General features: G+C 68.2%; 17 protein-coding genes. 10 read left to right on the plus strand and 7 right to left on the minus strand.

Annotated elements, in window-relative coordinates:
- Positions 1–8: 8 nt before the first annotated feature.
- Positions 9–407, minus strand: a complete 399-nt coding sequence (locus JYJ93_RS38580; protein ID WP_206799769.1) for a VOC family protein — start codon at positions 405–407, stop codon at positions 9–11.
- Between the two features lie 92 nt (positions 408–499).
- Between JYJ93_RS38580 and JYJ93_RS38585 the strand changes: the two genes are divergently transcribed.
- The 5 genes from JYJ93_RS38585 (at position 500) to JYJ93_RS38605 (ending at position 6,847) form a co-directional block, all read left to right on the plus strand.
- Complete coding sequence (locus tag JYJ93_RS38585) at positions 500–1,300, plus strand: TetR/AcrR family transcriptional regulator C-terminal domain-containing protein (RefSeq protein WP_242544094.1); 801 nt, start codon at positions 500–502, stop codon at positions 1,298–1,300.
- Positions 1,301–1,439: 139 nt separating this feature from the next.
- On the plus strand, positions 1,440–2,117 hold the full coding sequence (locus JYJ93_RS38590; RefSeq protein ID WP_242544095.1) for a hypothetical protein: 678 nt from the start codon (positions 1,440–1,442) through the stop codon (positions 2,115–2,117).
- 130 nt (positions 2,118–2,247) lie between these two features.
- Positions 2,248–3,579: a ferritin-like domain-containing protein gene (locus tag JYJ93_RS38595; RefSeq protein WP_206799771.1), complete on the plus strand. Its 1,332-nt coding sequence runs from the start codon at positions 2,248–2,250 to the stop codon at positions 3,577–3,579.
- Positions 3,580–3,906: 327 nt separating this feature from the next.
- Entirely contained in the window at positions 3,907–5,166 is a 1,260-nt protein-coding gene (locus JYJ93_RS38600; protein WP_206799772.1) for a C39 family peptidase, read from the plus strand.
- Positions 5,167–5,407: 241 nt separating this feature from the next.
- The gene (locus tag JYJ93_RS38605; RefSeq protein WP_206799773.1) at positions 5,408–6,847 is read left to right on the plus strand and encodes a glutamine synthetase family protein; all 1,440 of its coding nucleotides are present in this window, start codon (positions 5,408–5,410) and stop codon (positions 6,845–6,847) included.
- Here JYJ93_RS38605 and JYJ93_RS38610 read toward each other — a convergent pair.
- Both JYJ93_RS38610 and JYJ93_RS38615 read right to left on the minus strand, forming a co-directional pair.
- Positions 6,844–7,692, minus strand: coding sequence for a DUF1206 domain-containing protein (locus JYJ93_RS38610; protein ID WP_206799774.1), 849 nt, complete (start codon positions 7,690–7,692; stop codon positions 6,844–6,846). The two genes, JYJ93_RS38605 and JYJ93_RS38610, sit on opposite strands and share 4 nt — an antisense overlap.
- Before the next feature lie 127 nt (positions 7,693–7,819).
- The gene (locus JYJ93_RS38615; RefSeq protein ID WP_206799775.1) at positions 7,820–8,626 is read right to left on the minus strand and encodes an alpha/beta hydrolase; all 807 of its coding nucleotides are present in this window, start codon (positions 8,624–8,626) and stop codon (positions 7,820–7,822) included.
- A gap of 193 nt (positions 8,627–8,819) precedes the next feature.
- Between JYJ93_RS38615 and JYJ93_RS38620 the strand changes: the two genes are divergently transcribed.
- Positions 8,820–11,054 carry an SIR2 family protein gene (locus JYJ93_RS38620; protein WP_206799777.1) on the plus strand — a complete coding sequence of 745 codons (2,235 nt, stop codon included), beginning with the start codon at positions 8,820–8,822 and terminating at the stop codon, positions 11,052–11,054.
- A gap of 178 nt (positions 11,055–11,232) precedes the next feature.
- Positions 11,233–14,688 (plus strand): serine/threonine-protein kinase, encoded by a 3,456-nt coding sequence (locus JYJ93_RS38625; protein ID WP_242544096.1) that lies wholly within the window; start codon positions 11,233–11,235, stop codon positions 14,686–14,688.
- A gap of 23 nt (positions 14,689–14,711) precedes the next feature.
- Here JYJ93_RS38625 and JYJ93_RS38630 read toward each other — a convergent pair whose 3' ends face one another.
- Entirely contained in the window at positions 14,712–15,617 is a 906-nt protein-coding gene (locus tag JYJ93_RS38630) for an SDR family oxidoreductase (protein ID WP_206799779.1), read from the minus strand.
- 81 nt (positions 15,618–15,698) lie between these two features.
- Between JYJ93_RS38630 and JYJ93_RS38635 the strand changes: the two genes are divergently transcribed.
- Positions 15,699–16,328, plus strand: a complete 630-nt coding sequence (locus JYJ93_RS38635) for a TetR family transcriptional regulator (protein WP_206799781.1) — start codon at positions 15,699–15,701, stop codon at positions 16,326–16,328.
- Between the two features lie 13 nt (positions 16,329–16,341).
- On the opposite strand, the gene JYJ93_RS38640 is transcribed toward JYJ93_RS38635, so the two are convergent.
- Both JYJ93_RS38640 and JYJ93_RS38645 read right to left on the minus strand, forming a co-directional pair.
- Entirely contained in the window at positions 16,342–16,872 is a 531-nt protein-coding gene (locus JYJ93_RS38640; RefSeq protein WP_206799783.1) for a hypothetical protein, read from the minus strand.
- Positions 16,873–16,931: 59 nt separating this feature from the next.
- Positions 16,932–18,530, minus strand: coding sequence for a sigma 54-interacting transcriptional regulator (locus JYJ93_RS38645; protein ID WP_206799784.1), 1,599 nt, complete (start codon positions 18,528–18,530; stop codon positions 16,932–16,934).
- A gap of 175 nt (positions 18,531–18,705) precedes the next feature.
- Between JYJ93_RS38645 and JYJ93_RS38650 the strand changes: the two genes are divergently transcribed.
- Positions 18,706–19,320 carry a DUF2378 family protein gene (locus JYJ93_RS38650; protein ID WP_206799785.1) on the plus strand — a complete coding sequence of 205 codons (615 nt, stop codon included), beginning with the start codon at positions 18,706–18,708 and terminating at the stop codon, positions 19,318–19,320.
- Positions 19,321–19,340: 20 nt separating this feature from the next.
- A complete protein-coding gene (locus tag JYJ93_RS38655) occupies positions 19,341–19,742 on the plus strand; it encodes a TonB family protein (RefSeq protein WP_206799786.1) in 402 nt (133 codons plus the stop codon).
- Here JYJ93_RS38655 and JYJ93_RS38660 read toward each other — a convergent pair.
- On the minus strand, positions 19,729–20,742 hold the full coding sequence (locus tag JYJ93_RS38660; protein WP_206800700.1) for an NAD(P)-dependent alcohol dehydrogenase: 1,014 nt from the start codon (positions 20,740–20,742) through the stop codon (positions 19,729–19,731). The genes JYJ93_RS38655 and JYJ93_RS38660 overlap by 14 nt on opposite strands.
- Positions 20,743–20,793: the final 51 nt, after the last annotated feature.

Consider the following 20,793-nt stretch of genomic DNA (forward strand, 5'->3'; position numbering starts at 1 on the left):
ACGACCCCTCAGGCCGTGGTGCCCGGCGTGTGCATCCACTGAACGAGCTGGATGATGACGCCGTTCGCGTCGGCGACCTGGAAGTAGCGCTCGCCCCACTCCTCTGTCTCGATGGGCGTCAGGACCTTCACGCCCTCCGCCTGGATGCGTGCGTACTCCGCGTCGATGTCCTCCACGACGAACGCGACGATGAGCCCCTCCGCCCGGCGCGTCTTCAGGGACTCCGGCTTGAGCGTCTTCAGCCCCGTGCGCAGGTAGATGACGTTGAAGCCCACGTCGGGCCGGGCCAGGGACACGAAGCCGTCCGCGGCCATCGCCTCCGTGAAGCCGAAGTGGCGCTTCAGGAAGGAGGCGGAGGCCTCCACGTCATCGACATTCAGGGACACGGCGGAAGCGGTGACTCGCATGAACGGCCCTCCTCACGGATTCCAAGAGACCCAATCTACGTACGTCGTACGCAGTTGCGCGTCAAGGTCGCGGCGTTGGAAGAATCCGGCGCATGGCATCGCATCGCAGCAGCATGGGAGACCCCACCCGGACGCTGGAGCTGCTGTGGCGGGACTCCCTCCCCTCCCAGGGCAAGCGGGGGCCGAAGCAGGCGCTCACCGTCACCGCCGTCGTCGAAGCGGCGGTGGCGCTGGCGGACGCGCAAGGGCTGGACGCGGTGACGATGCGGGCGCTCGCGGGGAAGCTCGGCATCGCGCCCATGGCGCTCTACACCTATGTGCCCGGGCGGGCGGAGCTCATCGACGTGATGCTCGACACGCTCTACGCGGGCATGGCCCGGCGAAAGCCGAAGGGCCGGGACTGGCGCGCGCGGCTGGAGGCCGTGGCGCACGACAACCGGGCCCTGTTCACCCAGCACCCCTGGCTCGCCGACGTGTCCACCACGCGCCCGCCCCTGGGGCCGGGGCAGATGGCCAAATACGAGTACGAGCTCCAGGCGCTCGAAGGCGTGGGCCTGGACGACGTGGCGCAGGACGCGGCGTTGACGTTCGTGCTGGGCTTCGTGGAGTCCTCCGCCCGGGCGAGCCTGGACCAGCGCGCCGCGCGGCTCGAGTCCCAGATGAGCGATGACTCCTGGTGGAAGGCGAACGCGCCCCTGCTCACGCGCATGTCCGACCCGGAGCGCTACCCCACCGCGTCCCGGGTGGGCTCCGCCGCGGGCAAGGCCCATGGCGCCGCGTACGCCCCGGACCATGCGTATGCCTTTGGCCTGGAGCGCATCCTGGACGGGCTGGCCGTGCTCATCGAACGGCCGCGCGCGCCTCGCGGCCGGGCCCGGAAGCGCGGCGCCTAGGCCTCGCCCCCCTCAACTTTCCAAGTCCTTCTCAGCTCCCCAAGCAGCGCGGGAGGGGACCTTCACAGGGAAGCGGCCCTGGCATCCGCATTGCTCAGGGGTCCTGGACACACTTCCTGCCCAGGAGCTTCCCTTGAACATGCATCGACCGCGTCGTCTCTTCTCGATCGCCCTGCCCCTGATGCTGGCTGGCTGTGGTGGACCGGAAGGCAGTGTGGACCTGACGGGCTACTCGGAGATCGCGTGCACGGACCAGGGCATCTCCGTCAGCGACCTGAAGCTGACGCCGGCACCGGACTTCGTGCAGCTGCGCTCCTTCGACCCCGACACCCGTGGAGACTCGGAGCACATCCCTTTTGTCAGCCTGAGTTCCTCCGGCCAGCCTTGCGCGACGGCCACGGACGTCCCCGCGTGTGAGACCGCGCTGGAGGACGCGACCGTCACCACCGGCTTCCACTACAACTGCACTCGCGAATGCCGCCAGCACTTCCTGGTGACGACCCGGGGTGACGAGGTGAAGACGTATGCGTCGCAGGCAGCGCTCCAGCAGTTGCTGGGCACCATCGACACGGAGCAGGAGGCGGTGCTCCAGGCCTTCGCATCCAGCTACTCCTTCGTCTGCGGGAACAAGGAGCAAGGGGCGGTGAAGAGGAACGCGGATGGGAGCTTCAATGTCATCGGGACGAATGGCTACGCTTGCGGACCGGGCACGAAGCTGACGCAGTACGTGCTGAAGGTGACCGCGTCCGGCACGGTCCAGAAGCTGGAGACGCGCATCCTGGAGGAGGGAGACTCGGTCTGCCCCGACAGCCAGTAAGGCGTCCGGGTCCTGCCTCCCTCAACTTTCCGAGTCCATTCCGGCCTTCCCAGGGGCGCTTCCCAGGGAAGACGCCCTGGCATCCGCATTGCTCAGGGCCCCGGAGACACTTCCCTTCCAGGAGCCTCCCTTGAACATCCATCGACTGCGCCGTCTCTTCTCGCGGGCCCTGCACGCCTCGCTCGCCACACCGCTGGTGCTGGCGGGCTGTGACGGCACGGAGGGCAGCGTGGACCTGAAGGACTACTCGGAGGTCGCGTGCTCGGTTCAGGGGCTGGCCGTCAGCGACCTGACGCTGACGCCAGAGCAGGACTTCGTGCAGCTGCGCTACAGCAATTCCAACGGCGGCCAGCCGCCCACCTCCTACGTCAACGTCAGCTCCGCCGGCGAGCCCTGCGCGACGGCCACGGACGTCCCCGCGTGCACGGCCGCGCTGGAGGACGCGAACGTCGCCTCCGGCTTCCACCACGTCTGCGTGGACTTCTGCAGCGAGGCCTACCTGGTGACGACCCGGGGTAACGAGGTGAAGACGCACTCGACGCTGGCGGAGCTCCAGGAGGTTCTGGGCACCATCGACACGGAGCAGGAGGCGGTGCTCAAGACCTTCGCCGCGGGCTACAGCGTGAGCTGCTCCGAGCTGAAGTACGGCGCGGTGAAGAAGAACGCGGATGGCAGCTTCAACGTCATCGGGACGAAGGGCTACGCCTGCGGGCCGGGCACGGAGCTGACGCAGCACGTGGTGCGGGTCTCCGCTTCCGGCGAGCTCCAGGAAGAGGAGAAGCGCGTCCTGGAGAAGGGAGACCCCAACTGCAACATCGGCCGGCGGCCGGTGGGGCTCCAGGTCGCGGAGGCCTGCGAGAGCCCGGAGGCGCTGGGCCGCTACTTCGCGAACGCGGCGCACCTGGAGGCGGCGTCGGTGCACGCGTTCCTGCGGCTGCGGGATGAGCTGGCATTGCACGGCGCGGACGTGGGCCTCCAGGACGCGGCGCGAAGGAGCGCCATGGAGGAGGTCCAGCACGCCCGGGTGACGGAGCGGCTCGCGCACCGCTTCGGTGGCACGTCCCAGCGTCCAGTGGTGGAGGAGCTGCCTCCGCGCTCCCTGATGGACGTGGCGCTGGAGAACGCGGTGGAGGGCTGCGTGCGCGAGACGTACGGCGCGCTGCTCGCGCACCACCAGGCACTGCACGCGCGGGACCTGGAGGTGCGCGAAGCCATGGTCCGCATCGCGGAGGACGAGACGCGGCACGCGGCCCTGTCATGGGACATCGACCAGTGGGCCCGGCCGCGCCTGTCCGAGGAGGAGCGCGCGACGCTGCGCGAGGCCCAGAAGCGCGCGGTGGCGGCCCTGCGCGAGGACGTCGCGGTGGCGCTCGACGCGAGCGTCATCACGATGGCGGGCATGCCCACGCCGGAGGCAGCCCTGGCGCTGCTGGACACGCTGGAGCAGGACCTCTGGGCGTGAGCCACTTCTTCTCATGAGTCTCTGAGGCTCTGCCCTCGCCTCTTCCGCCGCATGGCCAGCTCCCGGGCCATGCGGAAACGTTCGCGCCAGGCCCGCGGCTCCGCTTGAGCGGGAGGCCCTTCAGCCGCGGATTGCTCCTCAACAAATTCATTCAAGTCCTTGAGCATGCGCATGGACACGGAGCGTGATGCCGCACCGCGGGGTCGCGCACGGCGCTCTAGCAACCGCGTCTGTCATTCCAGCGCTTGACCGGCATCTGTCCGCCCGGCCGGACTTTCCAGGAATCCACCTTGAGGCACGTCACAGGCGTTTGCGACAATCGAGCGCGTGAACGCCCGCGCTCGTGTCCTCTCCGCCGTCCTGCTGGCCACCTGCATCTGGGCCTGCGCCTCCTCGCCGCCGTCACCGTCCTCGGATGCCCCCCAGGAAGCAGGCTCGCCCGCGCGCCTGTGGCAGAAGACGTCCGTGGCGGGCGACCTCGCGCGCTTCGCCCGTGACGGCACGCGCGTCACCGCCGACGGCGCGCTGGAGCTGGACCCCGCCACCGCCAAGGACGGCACCGACCCGTTCCCCGCGGGCGGCTGGCTCGACGGCGGCAGCTTCTACAATGGCGGCACCTTCCGCGTCGGCACCGCCACCTCTGAAGTCCAGTCCGTCCCCGGCGGCTTCGACAGCGTGGTGCCCTCCTTCGACGCCCAGACGCCTCCCGGCACCTGGGTGAAGCTCACGGTCTCCGCCCGCATCGAAGGCTCCTGGACGAAGGACTACGAACTGGGCGTCTGGGCCTTCGACACCGCCACCGTCGCGCGCCACAGCGTGGACGGCCAGGGCGACGCCGACGGCAACGTCCTCACCGACACCCTCAACCTCAAGCGCCGCGCGGACGCCCTGCGCGTCACCGTCCACCTCTTCTCCGAACGCGCGGACGCAAGCCCCCGCGTCCGCGCGCTCGCCGCCGCCGTCACCGACACGCGCCTCAAGCCCGAGGACGCCACGTCGGACCGCACCGGGTGGGGCACCGTGCTCGACGTGCCGGGCTACTCGCAGATGATCTACCCCGACGGCGGCGAGGTCTGGTGCTCCCCCACGTCCACCACCATGCTGCTCGGCTACTGGAGCCGGAAGCTGGGCCGCGCGGACCTGGAGCACCCCGTGCCCACCGCCGCCGCCCACACCTATGACTGGATCTACAAGGGCACCGGCAACTGGGCCTTCAACACCGCCTACGCCTCCAGCATGTCCAACGGCGCCCTGCACGGGCTCGTCGCCCGCTTCGACTCGTTCGCCCCCGTGGAGCGCCTCATCGCCGCCGGCATCCCCGTCAGCATCAGCATCGCCTACGAACCCGGCGAGCTCCCCGGCGGCGCCGCCCGCCGCACCGACGGCCACCTCATCGTCGTGAAGGGCTTCACCGGCACCGGCGACGTCGTCGTCAACGACCCTGCTTTCGGCTCCAACGAAACCACCCACACCACCTACCCCCGCGCGGAGCTGTGGCGCGCCTGGCAGCACTCCCGGGGGGCCGCGTACGTGCTCTGGCCCGCCGGCACCGCCCTGCCCGAGCAGGGGCTCGTCCCCCTCCCTTGAGCCGGGCGTCCGAATGCGGACACGCGGCCAACGCAGCGCGGCGCGCAGTGTCCACTGGCGGGGGCGTCAGACACCCCGTCCCTTGACGTTCGAGCGTTCGTGCGCGCCCCAACACGACCTTTAGCCTTCAGTCCGCCGAAATTAGGCTTGATTTCGCGTTTCGGAATGTAAATACCTGCGTCCGTGATTTTGATGTCCCCGCCGGTACTCCGGAACCGGGGACACGCCTGGAGGCAGGACCATGGAGCAGAAGCCGCTGCGGGACTTCCTGGAGATTCCCTACGACGAGCTGGAGGAACTCAACCTCAAGGTGAAGCGCCAGCGCATCAAGCGCGAGTCGCCGGACAAGGTTCGCGAGGAGCGGATCAAGTACCTGACCGACGAGAAGCGCATCAAGGCCGTCACCGTGTGCTTCACCGACCTGGAAGGTCGGCTGCACATGCTGGACTACGACAAGAAGTTCCTCCTCAAGAGCGCGGACAACCTCACCTTCGACGGCTCCTCCATCCGCGGCTTCTCCGCGCAGGCGGAGAGCGACCTGCGCCTGAACGTGGACTGGAGCGCGTTCTACTGGCTGCCGTCGGACATCTTCGGCCCCGGCAAGGTGCTCGCGTTCTGCGAGGTGCTGGAGCGCGACGGCACGCCGTACCACTCGGACATGCGCGGCCAGCTCAAGCGCGCCACCGAGCAGCTGTTCCAGAAGGACGGCACCGTGTTCCACGCGGCGCCGGAAATCGAAGGCTTCCTCTTCAAGAACCGTGACGCCGAGCGCCACTACCACGAAGAGGGCAAGTTCGAGTTCATCTCCATCGGCGGCTACTACCACGCGCTGCCGGGAGACGGGCTGCGCACCTTCATCGACAAGGCCGCGGAAGCGCAGCGCGCCATGGGCTTCGAGAACGAGAAGGACCACCCGGAGGTGGCGCCCTCGCAGTTCGAGATGAACTTCTCCTACAGCGAGGCGCTGGTCGCCGCCGACCAGATCCAGCTCTACAAGCTGCTGTGCCGCCAGGTGGCCGCGCAGCAGGGGCTGACGGCCAGCTTCCTGCCCAAGCCCGTCACGGGCGTGAACGGCAACGGCATGCACATCAACATGTCGCTGTCCAAGGGCGGCAAGAACCTGTTCTACGACAAGGCCGGCCAGGACGGCCTGTCGTCCATGGGCTGGGAGTTCATCGACCGCATCCTCACCAACGCGAACGACATCTGCCTGGTCCTCAACTCCAGCGTGAACTCGTACCGCCGCCTGGATCCGCACTACGAGGCGCCCAACCAGATCAAGGCCTCCGCGAACAACCGCGGCGCCATGGTGCGCATCCCGTTCGGCAACGAGCGCAGCGCGCGCGTCGAGTGCCGTTCGGTGGCGCCGGACGCGAACCCGTACATGGTGCTCTTCACGCTGCTGAAGACCGGCCTGGAGGGTCCGCAGCCGCAGGAGGACGCGGAGACCAAGCGCAGCCGCACGCGCTTCCTGCCGGACAACATCTACGACGCGGTGCGCTTCTTCAAGGGCAGCCAGTTCGTCGCGCAGACGCTGGGTGAGCAGGTGCAGAGCAAGTACGCGGAGCTGAAGGTGGCCTCCGCGGACCGCTGCCCCAAGCAGTTGGGCACCCGCGTGAAGGACGCGGAGATCCAGTTCCACCACGAGGTGACCAACCAGTACCTCTGGAACCTCTTCTAGAGCTCGCGGTAGCGCGCCTGGAGGAACAGGTAGGCGGCGTAGGCCACCAGGCCCGCCGCCACCACTCCCAGCAGCACGTCGCCCGCGGGTTGGCGGGCGACGACGGCCAGGGCCTCTCCCAGGCCCTTGGCCTCACCCGGGTTCGCGTCCACGCCCGCGAGCACCAGGAAGCCGCCGATGACGGTGAACACCACGCCGCGCGCGGCGATGCCGAACTGGCACACGCGCTCCACCCGGTGCTGATGCGCCGCCGCCAGGCCCGTGAGCGAGAGCTTCTCCCGGAACTTCGCCTTCCACGCCGTGTGGAACTGCTTCACCGCGAAGCCGATGATGCCCAGCCCCACCAGCACCACCAGGACGCGGCCGAAGGGCTGCTCCATCAGCGTCGCCGTCCAGCCCTGGGTGCCCTTGCCCCTGCCCTGTGACGCGCCCACCACGGTCTTCACGGCGAACAGCGCCAGCGAGCCGTAGATGACGCCGCTGATGAAGTACATGGCGCGCGCGGCGATGCCCTTCGCGTCCGAGCCCTTGTCCTCCGTGTCCGCGAACGCCTGCGCGAAGCGCCAGATGACGTAGCCGACCAGGCCCACGGCCAGCAGCGACAGCAGCGCGATGCCAAAGGGCCCGTGCGCCACGGTGGCGACGGCGCCGTGACTGTCCGTGGCACGTCCGCCCTCGCCCGCCGCGAGCTTCAGCGCGAGCACGCCGATGATGGCGTAGACGCAGCCCTTGGCCACGTAGCCCATGCGTCCCAGCTTCTTCGCCCACGGGTGGTTCGCGGCCTCCTTCGCACCACGCGACAGCCGCTCCATCCCCGGCCCACGCATCACGTCCATTGTCGCCATGAGGTGTGCTCCTCCCGTCCTCCCGGACCGAAGGACAGGGTGCGCATCCGTGTGCGCGAACGGGCGCAAGGTGCTCCCCCCGGTTCCCCATCCGAGCGGGGAACGGTGGGCCCGGCTGCCTGGCTGCTCAGCGCAGGTTCTTCACGGCCTGGACCACGCGCGGCCACTCCTTGGAGCGCGGGTCGATGAGCTCGAAGTGGCCCGCGCCTTTGAGTGGCACCAGGTGGACGGGGTCCTTCTGCTGGACGCCCCGGGCGTGGAAGCCTTCGCTGACCTTGAGGGGGACGGTGTCGTCCTCGGTGCCGTGGAGGAGGACCTGCGGCAGCTTCAGGGGCTGGAGCGCGGCGGGGGACGCCACGGCGTAGCGCTCCGGGACCTGCTCCGGGGTGCCGCCCATGAAGGTCTTCACGATGCCGTTGCCCAGGTCCAACGCCGCGCCCTGCGCCAGGTCCAGCACGCCGGCCAGGGACACCACGCCCTTCAGCTTCAGCGGGGCGTCACGGTAGAGCGGATGCTTGGGCGGGAGGCGGTGCCGCGCGGCCAGCCACATGGCCAGGTGTCCACCCGCGGAGTGGCCCATGGCCACCACGTGGGAGAGGTCCAGCCCCAATGACGGAGCCGCGCTCATCAGGTGGTCCGCCGCGGAGGCCACGTCCTCCAGGGTGCCTGGGAAGCCGCCGCCGTCCTGGCCCACGCGCCGGTACTCCAGGCTCCACGTCGCGAAGCCGCGCTTCGTCAGGTCCGCGCACAGGTGGCCCGCGTGCTCCAGGCCGTACTCGGCGCGCCAGAAGCCGCCGTGGACGAAGAGGACCACGGGGTGCGGGCCCTTGCCCTTGGGTTTGCGCAGCTCGGTGAACTGCTGCGGGGCTTCGCCGTAGGCGATGCGCGCGTCCGGCGGCGGCTGCGGCGTTTCCAGGACCCACATGGAGCTCATGCCGCGCATCTTGGGAACGGGCGGCCGGACACCGCAAGTCGGAAGCTTCTAGACTTCATCGACCGGCATTATATTTCAGCTCATCGCCAAGGCCCTTAGCCTACGTCTTGACTCACAACAGCTCAACACCAACCATCCACAAATAAATCAATCCAACCCAATGCCGCCACGACTAACAAATCTATCAGAAGCAGTGCGAGAAATTGTCAACGCCACCCACAAGCTACCCTGGCACACTGACCCGCCGCCACCCCCATACTTTTTTATTGTTGGAGCTGGAATTTCCCACCCATCGATTCCCCTCGCAAAGGAGATTGAAGAGAAGTGCATCTCAGCAATCCAAGCGCGCGGCGAACAGCCCCCCAGCATTGAGGGAGCAGCCATGGATAGATATGCGGGATTGTTCCAGGCCGCATATCCACACGCAGAGCAAAGGCGAGCATTTCTTCACTACCAAATCAAATCAGCACACATTTCGGCTGCCAATTTACGACTAGCTCACCTAGTAAGTTCGGGCAAGATAGCCAACCTCGTCGTCACAACGAACTTCGATGAACTTCTATCCAAGGCACTACGCCTTTTCAGGCGCGATGTTATCGTTTGCGACCATCCCAAAACAACTCGGCGCATCGATGCCGAACGGAACGACCCCCAGATCGTTCATGTACATGGAACCCACTGGTTTTACGACTGTTGCAATCTAAACGGAGAGATTGAGCTCAGAGCTGCAGACGACCAAGACAGCAACGACAGCATGCGCCACCTGCTCGATCGGATACTCTCTCATCGCTCCCCGCTCGTGATTGGCTACTCTGGCTGGGAGAAAGATGTCGTAATGACGGCACTCCGACGGCGTCTTCGACAAGAGCCTCTACGACACAATCTCTATTGGTTTTGCTTCGATCAAGCGGAACCAACAAGACTTCCACCCTGGCTTACTGAACACGAAAATGTTCGATTCGTAGTCCCAGGCAACGTGCCACAAGTCAAAGGCAGTCCACCTCGAAACATTATCCCTGGAGCGCTCTCGCAAGCGGCTGACGCAGCCGACTCCCCAGCAAGTGGCGCAGCCAACACTAAACCACAAAAAAATACTCTTCCTGCCCGACAAGTTTTCGACGCTCTCGTGAGAGAACTACAACTCGAAGAGCCAGAACTCACAAAAGACCCACTAGACTTTTTCGAGAAATTCCTCACAGCCCTCGTTTCACCTGACGAATCAGATGAAGACGACACCTATCTAATCAAATCGGTAATCCGCCGAGTCAAAGACGGCGCAGACTTGGTCAGGCGAGAATCCGAGCAAAATCCAGCAGCAGCTCAACAGGCAAAACTTCTCTTGGAGGTTAGCGGAGCGGTTCGCCGAGCTGCGTACACAGACGCCGCGACTCTAGCAAAAAGCATCAACATAGAAAAACTACTCAAATCTCAAATCTCAGATCTAGACAGCGCCCTTGAAGCAATCTGTCGAGGCACTCTTGCAGCAGACACCAAAACGCGACGCGAGAACTCCGAAGTCCTACTAGACTGCGCCGACATATGGATACGTCTTTGCGAGACAGCCCTCAGTCGTACAGAGCCTGCGGACCTCCACTGGAATACACGATGGGGGCTGGCAAAAAACAGCAAAGGAAACGCACAAAGGTCCGCAAACAAAACCGCAGACGCCATCGCAACATATAACGATGTGATACAAAAACTAAGCAAGACCTCCGAACCATCACTAAGGGAGCGAGCCGCCCAGGCTCTCTTCAACAAAGGAAGGGCTCTTTCCGAAGCCAAACAATACACAGAGGCCATTGCCGCGTACGACGAATTTCTTGAGAAATTCAACAACAACGAAGATCCAAACATCAAAAATAGAATTGCCGGCGTGCTATTTCAAAAGGGCGCCGCAATCGAAGAGAGTGGCAACCGCACAGATGCAACCATCATCTACGACGAGGTAGTGAGTCGATTTGAACACGCCACGAATCCAGACGTAAAAGAAGCAGTTATCCTCGCCCTCTTCCGAAGCGGTTATTGCCTCCAGGCCAACAACCATCCCGGATGCATCGAAAAATACAACAACCTCATCGCTCAAATAAACACCACCGAGAACTCAAGATTTGACATACTTTTGGCTCTCACGATGGGCAACAAGGCGCTCGCATTCACCCAGAGCGGCGATCAACAAAACTGCATATCCACCTGCAATGATTATCTTCAGCGATTCGGCAATAGCACAGATCCACAAACGAAACTAACGACTGCGAAAGTTCTCTACACCAAGGGGACAGGCCTATTCAGAAACGGGCAAATCACCGAAAGCATCGCCATCTACGATGAGGTCATCCAGCACTCCAATGACTCCACTGACCCTGAACTAAAAGCTCTGTCGACTCAAGCAGCCATCGACAGAGCGGCTGCCGTCGAGCGGAACAAATAACTTACAACACGATTTCTCGCTTTTCACACGGAGTTGCGCCCACACACAAACAAAACCCGGCGCAACATGCCATTGCACATAAAAAACGCCTCATTCCTTTGTGCTCGGAAATGGGTGTGCAAGAAAGTGAAGGGAGTAACAGGGATGCATACATCTCCCTGCGCAGGAGTGTCTTGGCTTGTTTGAGGCGAACGAAGCGGAGCTGCGCATAGCCCTGGCCGAGGGGCTGCTCTCCCGCGAGGACGTGGACCCCCTGCGCGAGGAGGCGGCGCGGCGTGGCGTGTCCCCGTTGCAGCTCCTCGTGGAGCGCGGGCGGCTCACCGCGGACTCGCTCGTGTCGCTGCGCCGGAACCTGGAGTTGGCTTCCCCGCCGGGCACCGCGGACGACACGCTGTCTCCGGGCGCGGCGCCGGCCACGGTGGACGGGCCCGCGTTCCCGGTGCCGCACTGGACGCTCTACCGGCCCCTGCGCTTCCTGGGCCAGGGCGGCATGGGCCGCGTCTTCCTGGCCCGGGACCTGCGGCTGCACCGCGACGTGGCGCTGAAGTTCGTTCGCGACGAGGACCCGGAGCTGTCCCGCCGCTTCATCTCCGAGGCCCGCGCCCAGGCCCGCGTGGACCACGAGCGCGTCTGCCGCGTGTACGAGGTCGGTGAGGTCCAGGGCCGCGCGTACATCGCCATGCAGTACATCCCGGGGGCGCCGCTGCACACGCTCGCCGGCACGCTGTCCGTGGAGCAGAAGGCGCTCGTGCTTCGCGACGCCACGCTGGGCGTGCACGCGGCCCATCTGGCCGGGCTCGTGCACCGCGACCTCAAGCCCTCCAACATCCTCGTGGAGCGCGGCGAGGACGGCGCCCTGCGCCCCTACGTCATGGACTTCGGTCTGGCGCGTGACTGGAGCAGTGAAGACGCCGCCACCGCGACCGGCACCGTGCTGGGCACGCCCCAGTACATGGCCCCTGAACAGGCCCGGGGCGAGGTCACCCGGCTGGACCGGCGCGCGGACATCTACAGCCTGGGCGCCACGCTGTATCACCTGCTCACCGGCCAACCGCCTGTCACGGGTGCCAATGGATTGGAGGTGCTCGGGCGCATCGCCACGCAGGAGCCTCGCCGTCCGCGTGAGCTGGACGCGGCGATTCCGGCGGACCTGGAGGCCATCGTCCTCAAGTGCCTGGAGAAGGACCGCTCCCGGCGCTACGGATCCGCGCGAGCGCTGGCGGACGACCTCACCCGGTTCCTCGAAGGAGAACGGGTCCTCGCGCGCACCGGCCCCGCGTACCGCGTGCGCAAGTGGGTGGCCCGCCACCGGGTCGCCGTCGTCGTCGCGAGCATCACCGGGCTCGCCGTGACGGGCGCCGTGGGTCAGGGCGTGATGGCCCGGCGGGAGGTGTCTCGCCGCGAGGCCCTGACCCGGCGCTTCACCGAAGGCGTTGAACGCATCGAGGCCCAGGCCCGCTACTCCGGCCAGGCGCCCCTGCACGACACGCGGCCGGACCGGGAGGCGATGCGGGCCCGCATGCGCGACATCGAAGCGTCCATGCGAGACGCCGGGCCCGTCGCGGAGGGCCCGGGCCATTACGCGCTGGGGCGCGGGTTCCTCGCGCTGGGGGACGAGGAGGCCGCGCTCAGGCATCTGGAGGCCGCCTGGGCGAAGGACTTCCGCGAGCCTCGCGTGGCGTATGCGCTCGCGCGGGTGCTGGGCCACCGCTACCAGCGTGAGCGGTTGGAGGCGGACCGCATCCCGGACGCGGCCAGCCGCGAGGCGAAGCGGCGCGAAGCGTGGACGCACTCCCGTGACCCGGCGCTGGCCTTCCTGGAGCAGGGCCGGGGCGCGGAGGTGACCGCGCCCGAATACGCGGAGGCCCTCCGTGCCTTCCATCAGGAGCGCTTCGAGGACGCGCTGAAGTCGCTGGACACGCTGGGCACGCGGCTGCCGTGGTTCCACGAAGCGCCCCTGCTCCGGGGCGACGTGCTGCTCGCTCGCGCCGTGCGCCATTCCCTGGCGAGTGAACGCGACGCGGCCCGGGACGACCTGGAGGCCGGACGCCGGGCCTATGAGGCCGCGGCGGACATCGGCCGCAGCGTGTCCGCCGTGCACCGCGCGCGGGCGGAGCTGGAGCAGGAGGCCGTGCTGATGGAGCTGTCCGGCAAGGGCGACGTGCTGCCCGCTTTCACGCGCGGCATGGAGGCCGTGTCACGCGCGCGCACGGTGGCTCCGGATGAAGCGGACACCTGGATGTTGGAGGCCCGGCTGCACCGGCGCCTGGCCCAGGCGAACCTCAGCAGCGGAGGCGACGTGGAGCCGCTGCTCGTGCGAGCGCTCGGCGCGGCGAAGGAGGCGCTGCGGCTTGCTCCGGGGAAGGTGGAGGCACAACACGTGCTGGCGATGGCCTGGTGGCAGTGGGCCCGCTACCGGCAGGACCGGAACGAGGATCCGCGCGAACAGCTCCAGGCCGCCGTCGCCGCCTTCGACGCCATCCCCGAGTCCGCGCGCGACCACGACTTCCACCTGGACCTGGGGCTCGTCTTCAAGGTGTGGGCGGATTCGGAGGACGGGCGCGGTGGGGATTCGCTGCCCTTCCGGCAGCGGGCCATCGCGTCCTACCGGCAGGCACTGTCGATGGACGCGAAGCGGCTGGATGCGTGGATCAACCTGGGCACGGCCTACGTGAACCGCGCGAATCATCCACGTGCACCGTCGAAGGACGCGGACCTGGAGGAGGCGAGGACGGCGCTGGAGCGCGCGAGCACGCTCGACCCGGGCCACGTCGTCGCGTGGTTCTACCTGGCGGAGGTGCACCGCTCGCTCGCCCTGCGCTTGCGAGACCACGGCGGTGACGCAGGGCCAGGACTTGCCCGCGCGTTGGAGGCCTACCGGCGGGGCATCGCCATCAACGCGAAGCTGCCGCCGCTCCAGAACGGCGTGGGCACCATCCTTCTCGACCAGGCCCGCGAGGCGTGGGACCGGGGGGACTCGCCGGAGCCGCTGTTGGACCAGGCGGAGCAGGCCTTCCTCCAGGCCATCGCCATCGCGCCCAAGGTGGGCTTCGCGCACAACAACCTGGGCGAGGTGCGCATGTGGCGCGCGACCTGGCGCCTGCTGCGGGGCGAGGATCCCACCGTGAGCGCGAAGGAAGCCCAGGCAGCGCTCCAGCAGGCCACCTCGCTGCTGCCCGGGCTCGCGGAGCCGTGGGCCAACCTGGGCCAGGTGCACCACACCGTGGCCGTGGACGCGCTGAAGCACGGGAAGGACCCGGGTCCCGCGCTCATGCAGGCCACGGAGGCACTGGAGCGAGCGCTGAAGCTCAACCCGTCGCTGCCGCAGGCCTGGCGCTGGCGCGGCGAAGTGCGTGCGCTCCAGGCCCGACGGAACCCGACGGCCTTCCAGGCCGCGGCGAGCGACTTCCAGAAGGCCTTGGAGCTGGATCCGGAGAACCTGGATCCGCGCCTGGCCTACGGCGCGTTCCTTCGCGAATGGGGCGCGGCTGTTTCCGGTTCGGAAGCACGCGCCCACCTTCAGCAGGGACTGTCACTGACCGAAGCAGTGCTCACCGCGCGCCCTCACTGGCAGGACGCGAGCAGCCTGCGTGAGGCGCTGCGTCGCGCACTCGCGAAGCTGCCGCCGGAATAGCGGCAGGCCCGCGGACCCAACGCTCACTTCATCAGCGCGCCAGCGTCGTCCGCGAAGTAGTGCGCGTCGTCCAGGTCCGCCAGGAGCCCGGGCCCTTCGGGACGCCAGCCGAGCTGTTCGCGCGTGAAGGCGCTGGACGCGGATGCATCACGCCCGAAGAACATGCCCAGGACGCCCAGGAAGTGGCCCGCTTCTTCTGGCGCCTTCGACACGACTGGCAATCCCAACCGTCGGCCAATGACGTTCGCGATGTCCCGCGTGGGCACGCCCTCGTCAGCGACGGCGTGGAGCCTCGAACCCGCGGGGGCTCGCTCCAGCGCGAGCCGGAAGAGCCGGGCCGCGTCGGACCGGTGCACCGAGGACCAGCGGTGCGCCCCATCCCCCACGTAGACGGACACGCCGTTCTTCCGCGCGGAGGTGATGAGGTGCGGCACGAAGCCATGGTCCCCCTTGCCGTGGACCGAAGGCGGCAGCCGCACGATGGCCGAGCGCACGCCGCGTGACGCCAGCGCCAGCATCACGTCCTCCGACAGGCCGCGCCCCTGTGACGCCGCCGCGTCGGCCTCCAAGGAGGCGCGCCCCCGCGCGAGGTTGAAAATCCCGGAGGCGATGACGAGGGGCCGCTGCGAGCCCGCGAGCTCCGCGCCCATCAGCTCGATGGCACGCGTGTCGGCGCGCATCGAAGCCTCGTAGTTGGAGAAGTCGTGGATGAACGCCAGGTGGATGACCCCGTCCGCCTTCGCCGCCCCGGCGCGCAGGCTGTCCGGGTCATCCAGCGAACCGCGATGCACCTGGGCCCCCGCCGCCTCCAGGGCCCGGGATGAAGCGTCCGAGCGGGCGAGCCCCACCACCTGATGCCCCGCCCCCAACAGTTCCGGAACCACCGCCGAACCAATGAAACCAGACGCACCCGTCACGAATACGCGCATGGAAATGCCCCTTGATGTCAGCTGCTGACATCAGGCATAACAGGTGATGTCAGTGACTGCAATCAGGTTAGACTCCAGCGCATGGGACGCTGGGAACCCAACGCACGAGACCGGCTCGCACAGGCCGCGATGACCCTGTTCCAGGAGAACGGGTACGACCGGACGACGGTGGAGGAGATCGCCGCGCGCGCGGGGCTCACGGAGCGGACCTTCTTCCGCTACTTCGCGGACAAGAAGGAGGTCCTGTTCGGACGCTCGGACGCGTTCCATGACCTCATTGCCACCGCCATCGCGGGCGCGCCCGTGGGGGCCTCGCCGCTCGACGCGGTCGCCGCAGCGCTGGAGGCCATGGCCCCCATCTTCAAGGACAGCCGTGAGCGTTCCCGCGCGCGCCAGGCGCTCCTCGTCGCCAACGCGGAGCTCCGGGAGCGCGAGCTGATCAAGCTGGCATCCCTTGCCTCGGCCTCCGCGGAGGCCCTGCGAAGGCGCGGCGTCACCGAGCCCACTGCGAGCCTGGCCGCCGAAGCAGGCATCGCCGTCTTCAAGGTCGCCTTTGAGCGCTGGCTCGATGACCCGAAGGCGCAGGACCTCTCACGGCACATCCAGCTCGGACTCGATGAGCTCCGGGCCGTCACCGCGAGCACCGGCCCCGTGACTCCGGCCGAGCCGCCACGCAAATCCGCGAAGACCGCCAGGGCTCGCAAGCCCTGACGGGTGGCCCGCGTCAGGGCCCGACGCCGCTGGTGACCTCCAGCGTGCCTTTGATGGTCTCCGCGATGACCTTGGGCTGCGTGCACCCGGAGCAGCCGCCGTCACTCGGGCAGGACCACCAGTCCACCGGCGGCCCCTTCGTGTCCGTGGATTTCAAGGTCCAGAAGGCGACCTGGCAGGCCGGCACCCGGAGCGGGTTATCGTCCCCACTCACGATGCCGCCGTCCGCCAGGAGAATCCCACCGTTGGCCAGGATCCCGCCGTCCGCCAGGCCGATGCACTGGTCCTGATTCACCTTGGACACGAAGTACACCGTCTTCCCGGCATGCACCGTCACCTTCGTGCTGCTGAAGTGCGGCGCGCCGGACTCCTCGGTGAGGATCACGTGTTTCTCCCCCATGGGAGCTTTCGAGTGCTCCGTGCAGGGCTGCACCGGTTCGCTGTCGAACGACACTTCGGAGGAAGAGGGGGTGGAACGGGCACCGCGGGCACAGGCCAGGAGCAGTCCGGAGATGCACAGGGAATAGAGAACGCGGCTTCGCATGGGGAAACCCTCCAGGGGATGAGGACGGACGACGCGACTCAGCATCAAGCGTGCCACGCTCACGGAGCCTTCGCCGTGAGCCCCAGCTCCTTCAACCGCCGCCCCAGCGCGCGCTTCGACACCTCCAGCGTGCGCGCCATCGCGTCCAGGTCGCCGCCGCAGGCCTCGAAGCAGCGGGTGATTTCCTCCGCGCCCAGGTCTCCGGCGGTGCGCAGGTTCGGGCTGCGCTCGATGAGGTCGTAGACGGACGGGCGCGGAATGCCCAACGCGTCCGCCGTGGCCTTCAGGTCCCACGCGTTCGCGCGCAGCGCGGTCAGCAGCTCCGCCTCCGTCACCTGCGAAGGCTTGCGCCGGGGCACTGCCGCCTCCGGAGCCGCTTCTCCTCGAACCGGAGCCACGGCGGCCATGGACACTCCCAGCAGCTCATCCAGCTGTGAGTCCGCCTGGAGCCGCGCCTGCCCCCGGCTCCCAATCACCAGCTGCCGCGTGAGGTTGCGCAGCTGCCGGATGTTGCCCGGCCACGCCGCGCGCACCAGCCTCGACGCCAGCGGCGCGGGCAGCCACGGCTCCGCGTGCGGATCCTCCGAGTCCAGCCGCGCCGCCTCGCCCAGGGCCGCCAGCTCCTCGCGCGCGAAGTGGAAGAACAGCCGGCCCACGTCCTCACGCCGCTCGCGCAGCGCGGGCACGCGCAGGTCGTAGCCCGCCAGCCGGTGCAGCAGCGGCGCCTTGAAGCGCCCGTCGCGGATCTGCTCCTCCAGGTGCGCGTCCGTCGCGGCGATGAGCCGCACGTCCACCCGCACCGGCTGGCTCGCGCCCACGGGGTACAGCTCGCCTGTCTCCAGCACGCGCAGGAGCATCACCTGCACCTCCGGCGGCGCCTCGCCCACTTCATCCAGGAACAGCGAGCCCCCGTGCGCGGCGCGGAAGAAGCCCTCGCGGTCCTGCGTGGCCCCGGAGTACGCCCCCTTGCGCGAACCGAACAGCTCCGCCGCCGCCAGCTCCTTGGGGATGGCCCCCAGGTTGACGCTGACGAAGCGCCCCTCCCTGCGCGGTGACAGCCGGTGGATGGCCTGCGCCACCAGCTCCTTGCCCGTGCCCGTCTCGCCCCGGATGAGCACCGACACGTCCAGGTCCGCCACCCGCTCGATGTGCCCGCGCAGCCGCCGCAGGCCCACGCTCTCCCCCACCATGCCCTGCGTGTCCGCCGCGCCAGCGCCGTCCAGCTCCACCGTGTGCAGCAGCAGCACCACCCGGCCTGACAGCTCCAGCGCCACGCCGTCCTTCAACTCCGCCGGCCCGAAGTCCCTGGAGCCCTGGAGCGGGACGCCCGCCGCGACCACGTGCGTGCCGTCCTCCGGCGCCGTCAGCCGCACGCCTCCGGCCGGCAGGGCGGAGAGCTCCAGCGGCTTGCGGCTCACGAAGGGATCCGCCAGCGGCAGCCCCAGCGCGCTGCCCGGCCTGGCGAAGTCCGGCGCGCCGCGGGACACGGACACCGTCCGCCCCGCCGCCACCGCCTCCAGCAGCACCCGCTCCCCCACGCGCCGGGGCACCGGGTGGGACACCACCGTCAGCGCGGGGACCGTGCGGGGCGTTCCCCCGGAGGCGCCGCGCTCCTGCATCGCGGCCGTGGAGATGTCGGCGAGGGGGTCGTGCGGCATGACCCGGGACCCTATCGCACCCACCCCGCCCCCCGTTGCGACGCGTCGAACCGCGTCGGCCGACCCGTCGGCGCCTCTGCTGCACTGCGTTTTCGGACACTCCGCGTCATGTTCTTGAGTCCTGGGAACCTGGCGGGTTGAGGCGGCCCCGCTCACACGGGTAGCGTGGAAGGGCATGCCGACGACCCCCGAACGCCTCGTCTTCCAGCAGAGCTTCGAAGGGCTGATTCGCGCCCTGGGTGACCACCTGGACGAGCCATGCGCGCGGCAGCTGCGCGACGTGGGCATCGATCCTCGCGGAAAGCTGGCGGTGGCCTATCCGCTGGAGGTGTGGGTGGAGTCGCTGAAGCTGGCGTCGTCCGTGCTCGCGCCCGAGGCCACGCTGGATGACGGCGCGGAGGTGGTGGGCCGGCGCTTCCTGGAGGGCTACGGGGCCACGCTCATCGGCAGCGCGCTGCTCGCGGGCGTGCGGCTGCTGGGGCCGCACCGGATGCTGGAGCGGATGACGCGCAACCTGCGCACCGGCACCAACTACCTGGAGGCGCGGCTGGAGCAGACGGGGCCCACGCGCTACGTGCTCACCTGCCGCCCGGTGGTGATCGCCGGCTTCTACCGGGGCCTCTTCTCCGCCGGCCTGGAGATGAGCGGCGCCCACGGCGCCTCCGTGGTGCTGATGCGCGCCGCGGGCGACGCGGCGGTGTACGACCTGTCCTGGCTGCCGGAGAAGGGCGCTGGCAAGCCCCCCGAAACGAAGCCCCTGCCGCCCCGGGGCCCCCAGCCGAGGAGCTGAGCGGGCCCTATATTCGGCCCATGCTCCGCATCCCGAAAACCGCCGTGGTGGTGCTCGCGCTGGCCCTCGCTTCCGGGGCCCTGGCCGCGAGCGGCAGTCCCCAGCTCCAGACGTACTTCCAGGGCTCGGTGGACAGCCCCACCTATCAGCAGCAGGCCTTCCAACGCGTGGCGAAGGCCTGGAAGCAGCCGGGTCCCAAGGGCACGCCGGCCCTGGGCAAGAAGACCATCGTCCAGGCCGTGCTCGACAAGGACGGCAAGCTGGTCTCCACCGCCATCCTCACGGAGTCCGGCGCCAGGGCCTGGGACGCCGCCGCGCTCGCCGCGGTGAAGAAGGCGGCGCCCTTCCCGCCCCTGCCCAAGGGCACCGCCACGGCCACGGTGGAGGCCCACTTCCACTTCGCGTGGGTCAGCTCACCTTGATGACGATCTTCCCGAAGTGCGCGCCCTGCTTCATGTGCTCGAAGGCGGCGCGCGCTTCCGTGAAGGGGAACACGCGGTCCACCACCGGGTGGACGTCATGGAGCGTGAACGCGCGCGTCAGCGCCTCGAAGGACTGACGGTGCCCCACGAACACGCCCTGCACGCGCAGGTTCTGCATCAGGATGGGGACCAGGGACACGGTGCCCGCCCCGCCGGACAGCACGCCGATGACGGACACGGTGCCGCCCACGCGCAGCGCCTTGAGTGACTTCTCGAAGGTGCCCGAGCCGCCCACCTCCACCACGTGGTCCACGCCCACGCCGCCTGTGAGCGTGCGCGCCGCCTTCTCCCAGTCCGGCGTGGTGACGTAGTTGATGCCCTCGTGCGCGCCCAGCTTCAGGGCCCGCTCCAGCTTGTCGTCGCGGCTGGAGGTGACGATGACGTGCGCGCCGAACAGCCGGGCAATCTGGAGCGCGAAGATGGACACGCCGCCCGTGCCCTGCACCAGCACCGTGTCCCCGGCCTTGAGCGCTCCTTGCGTGACGAGCGCGCTCCACGCCGTCACCGCCGCGCACGGCAGCGTGGCGGCCTCCTCGTCGGTGAGGTACGCGGGCGTGGGAACCACGCCGTCCTCGTGCAGGAGCATCGTGTCCGCGAGCGCGCCATCCAGCGGCCCACCCAGCGTGGTGGCGGTGATGGCCTTCGTCGGCTCACCGGCCTGCCAGCCCTGCGCGAACAGCGTCATCACCCGGTCGCCTGGCTTCACGCGGGTGACGGCCGGGCCCACCGCGTCCACCACGCCCGCGCCGTCCGAGTTGGGCACCAGCGGCAGCTTCTGGCGCGGGTTGTAGCGGCCCTCCACCATCATCAGGTCGCGCGAGTTGAGGCTCGTGGCCTTCACCCGCACACGCACCTGGAAGGGCCCGGGCACGGGGTCCGGCCGCTCCGCGCGCACCAGGTTGTCCAACCCGAAGGCTCCGCGAATCTCATAGACGTTCATGGCGCATGACCTTACGTCCACGGCACCTGGGAAGTCCTTCTTCCGGAAATA

The sequence above is a fragment of the Corallococcus sp. NCSPR001 genome, from assembly GCF_017309135.1.
Lineage (GTDB): Bacteria > Myxococcota > Myxococcia > Myxococcales > Myxococcaceae > Corallococcus.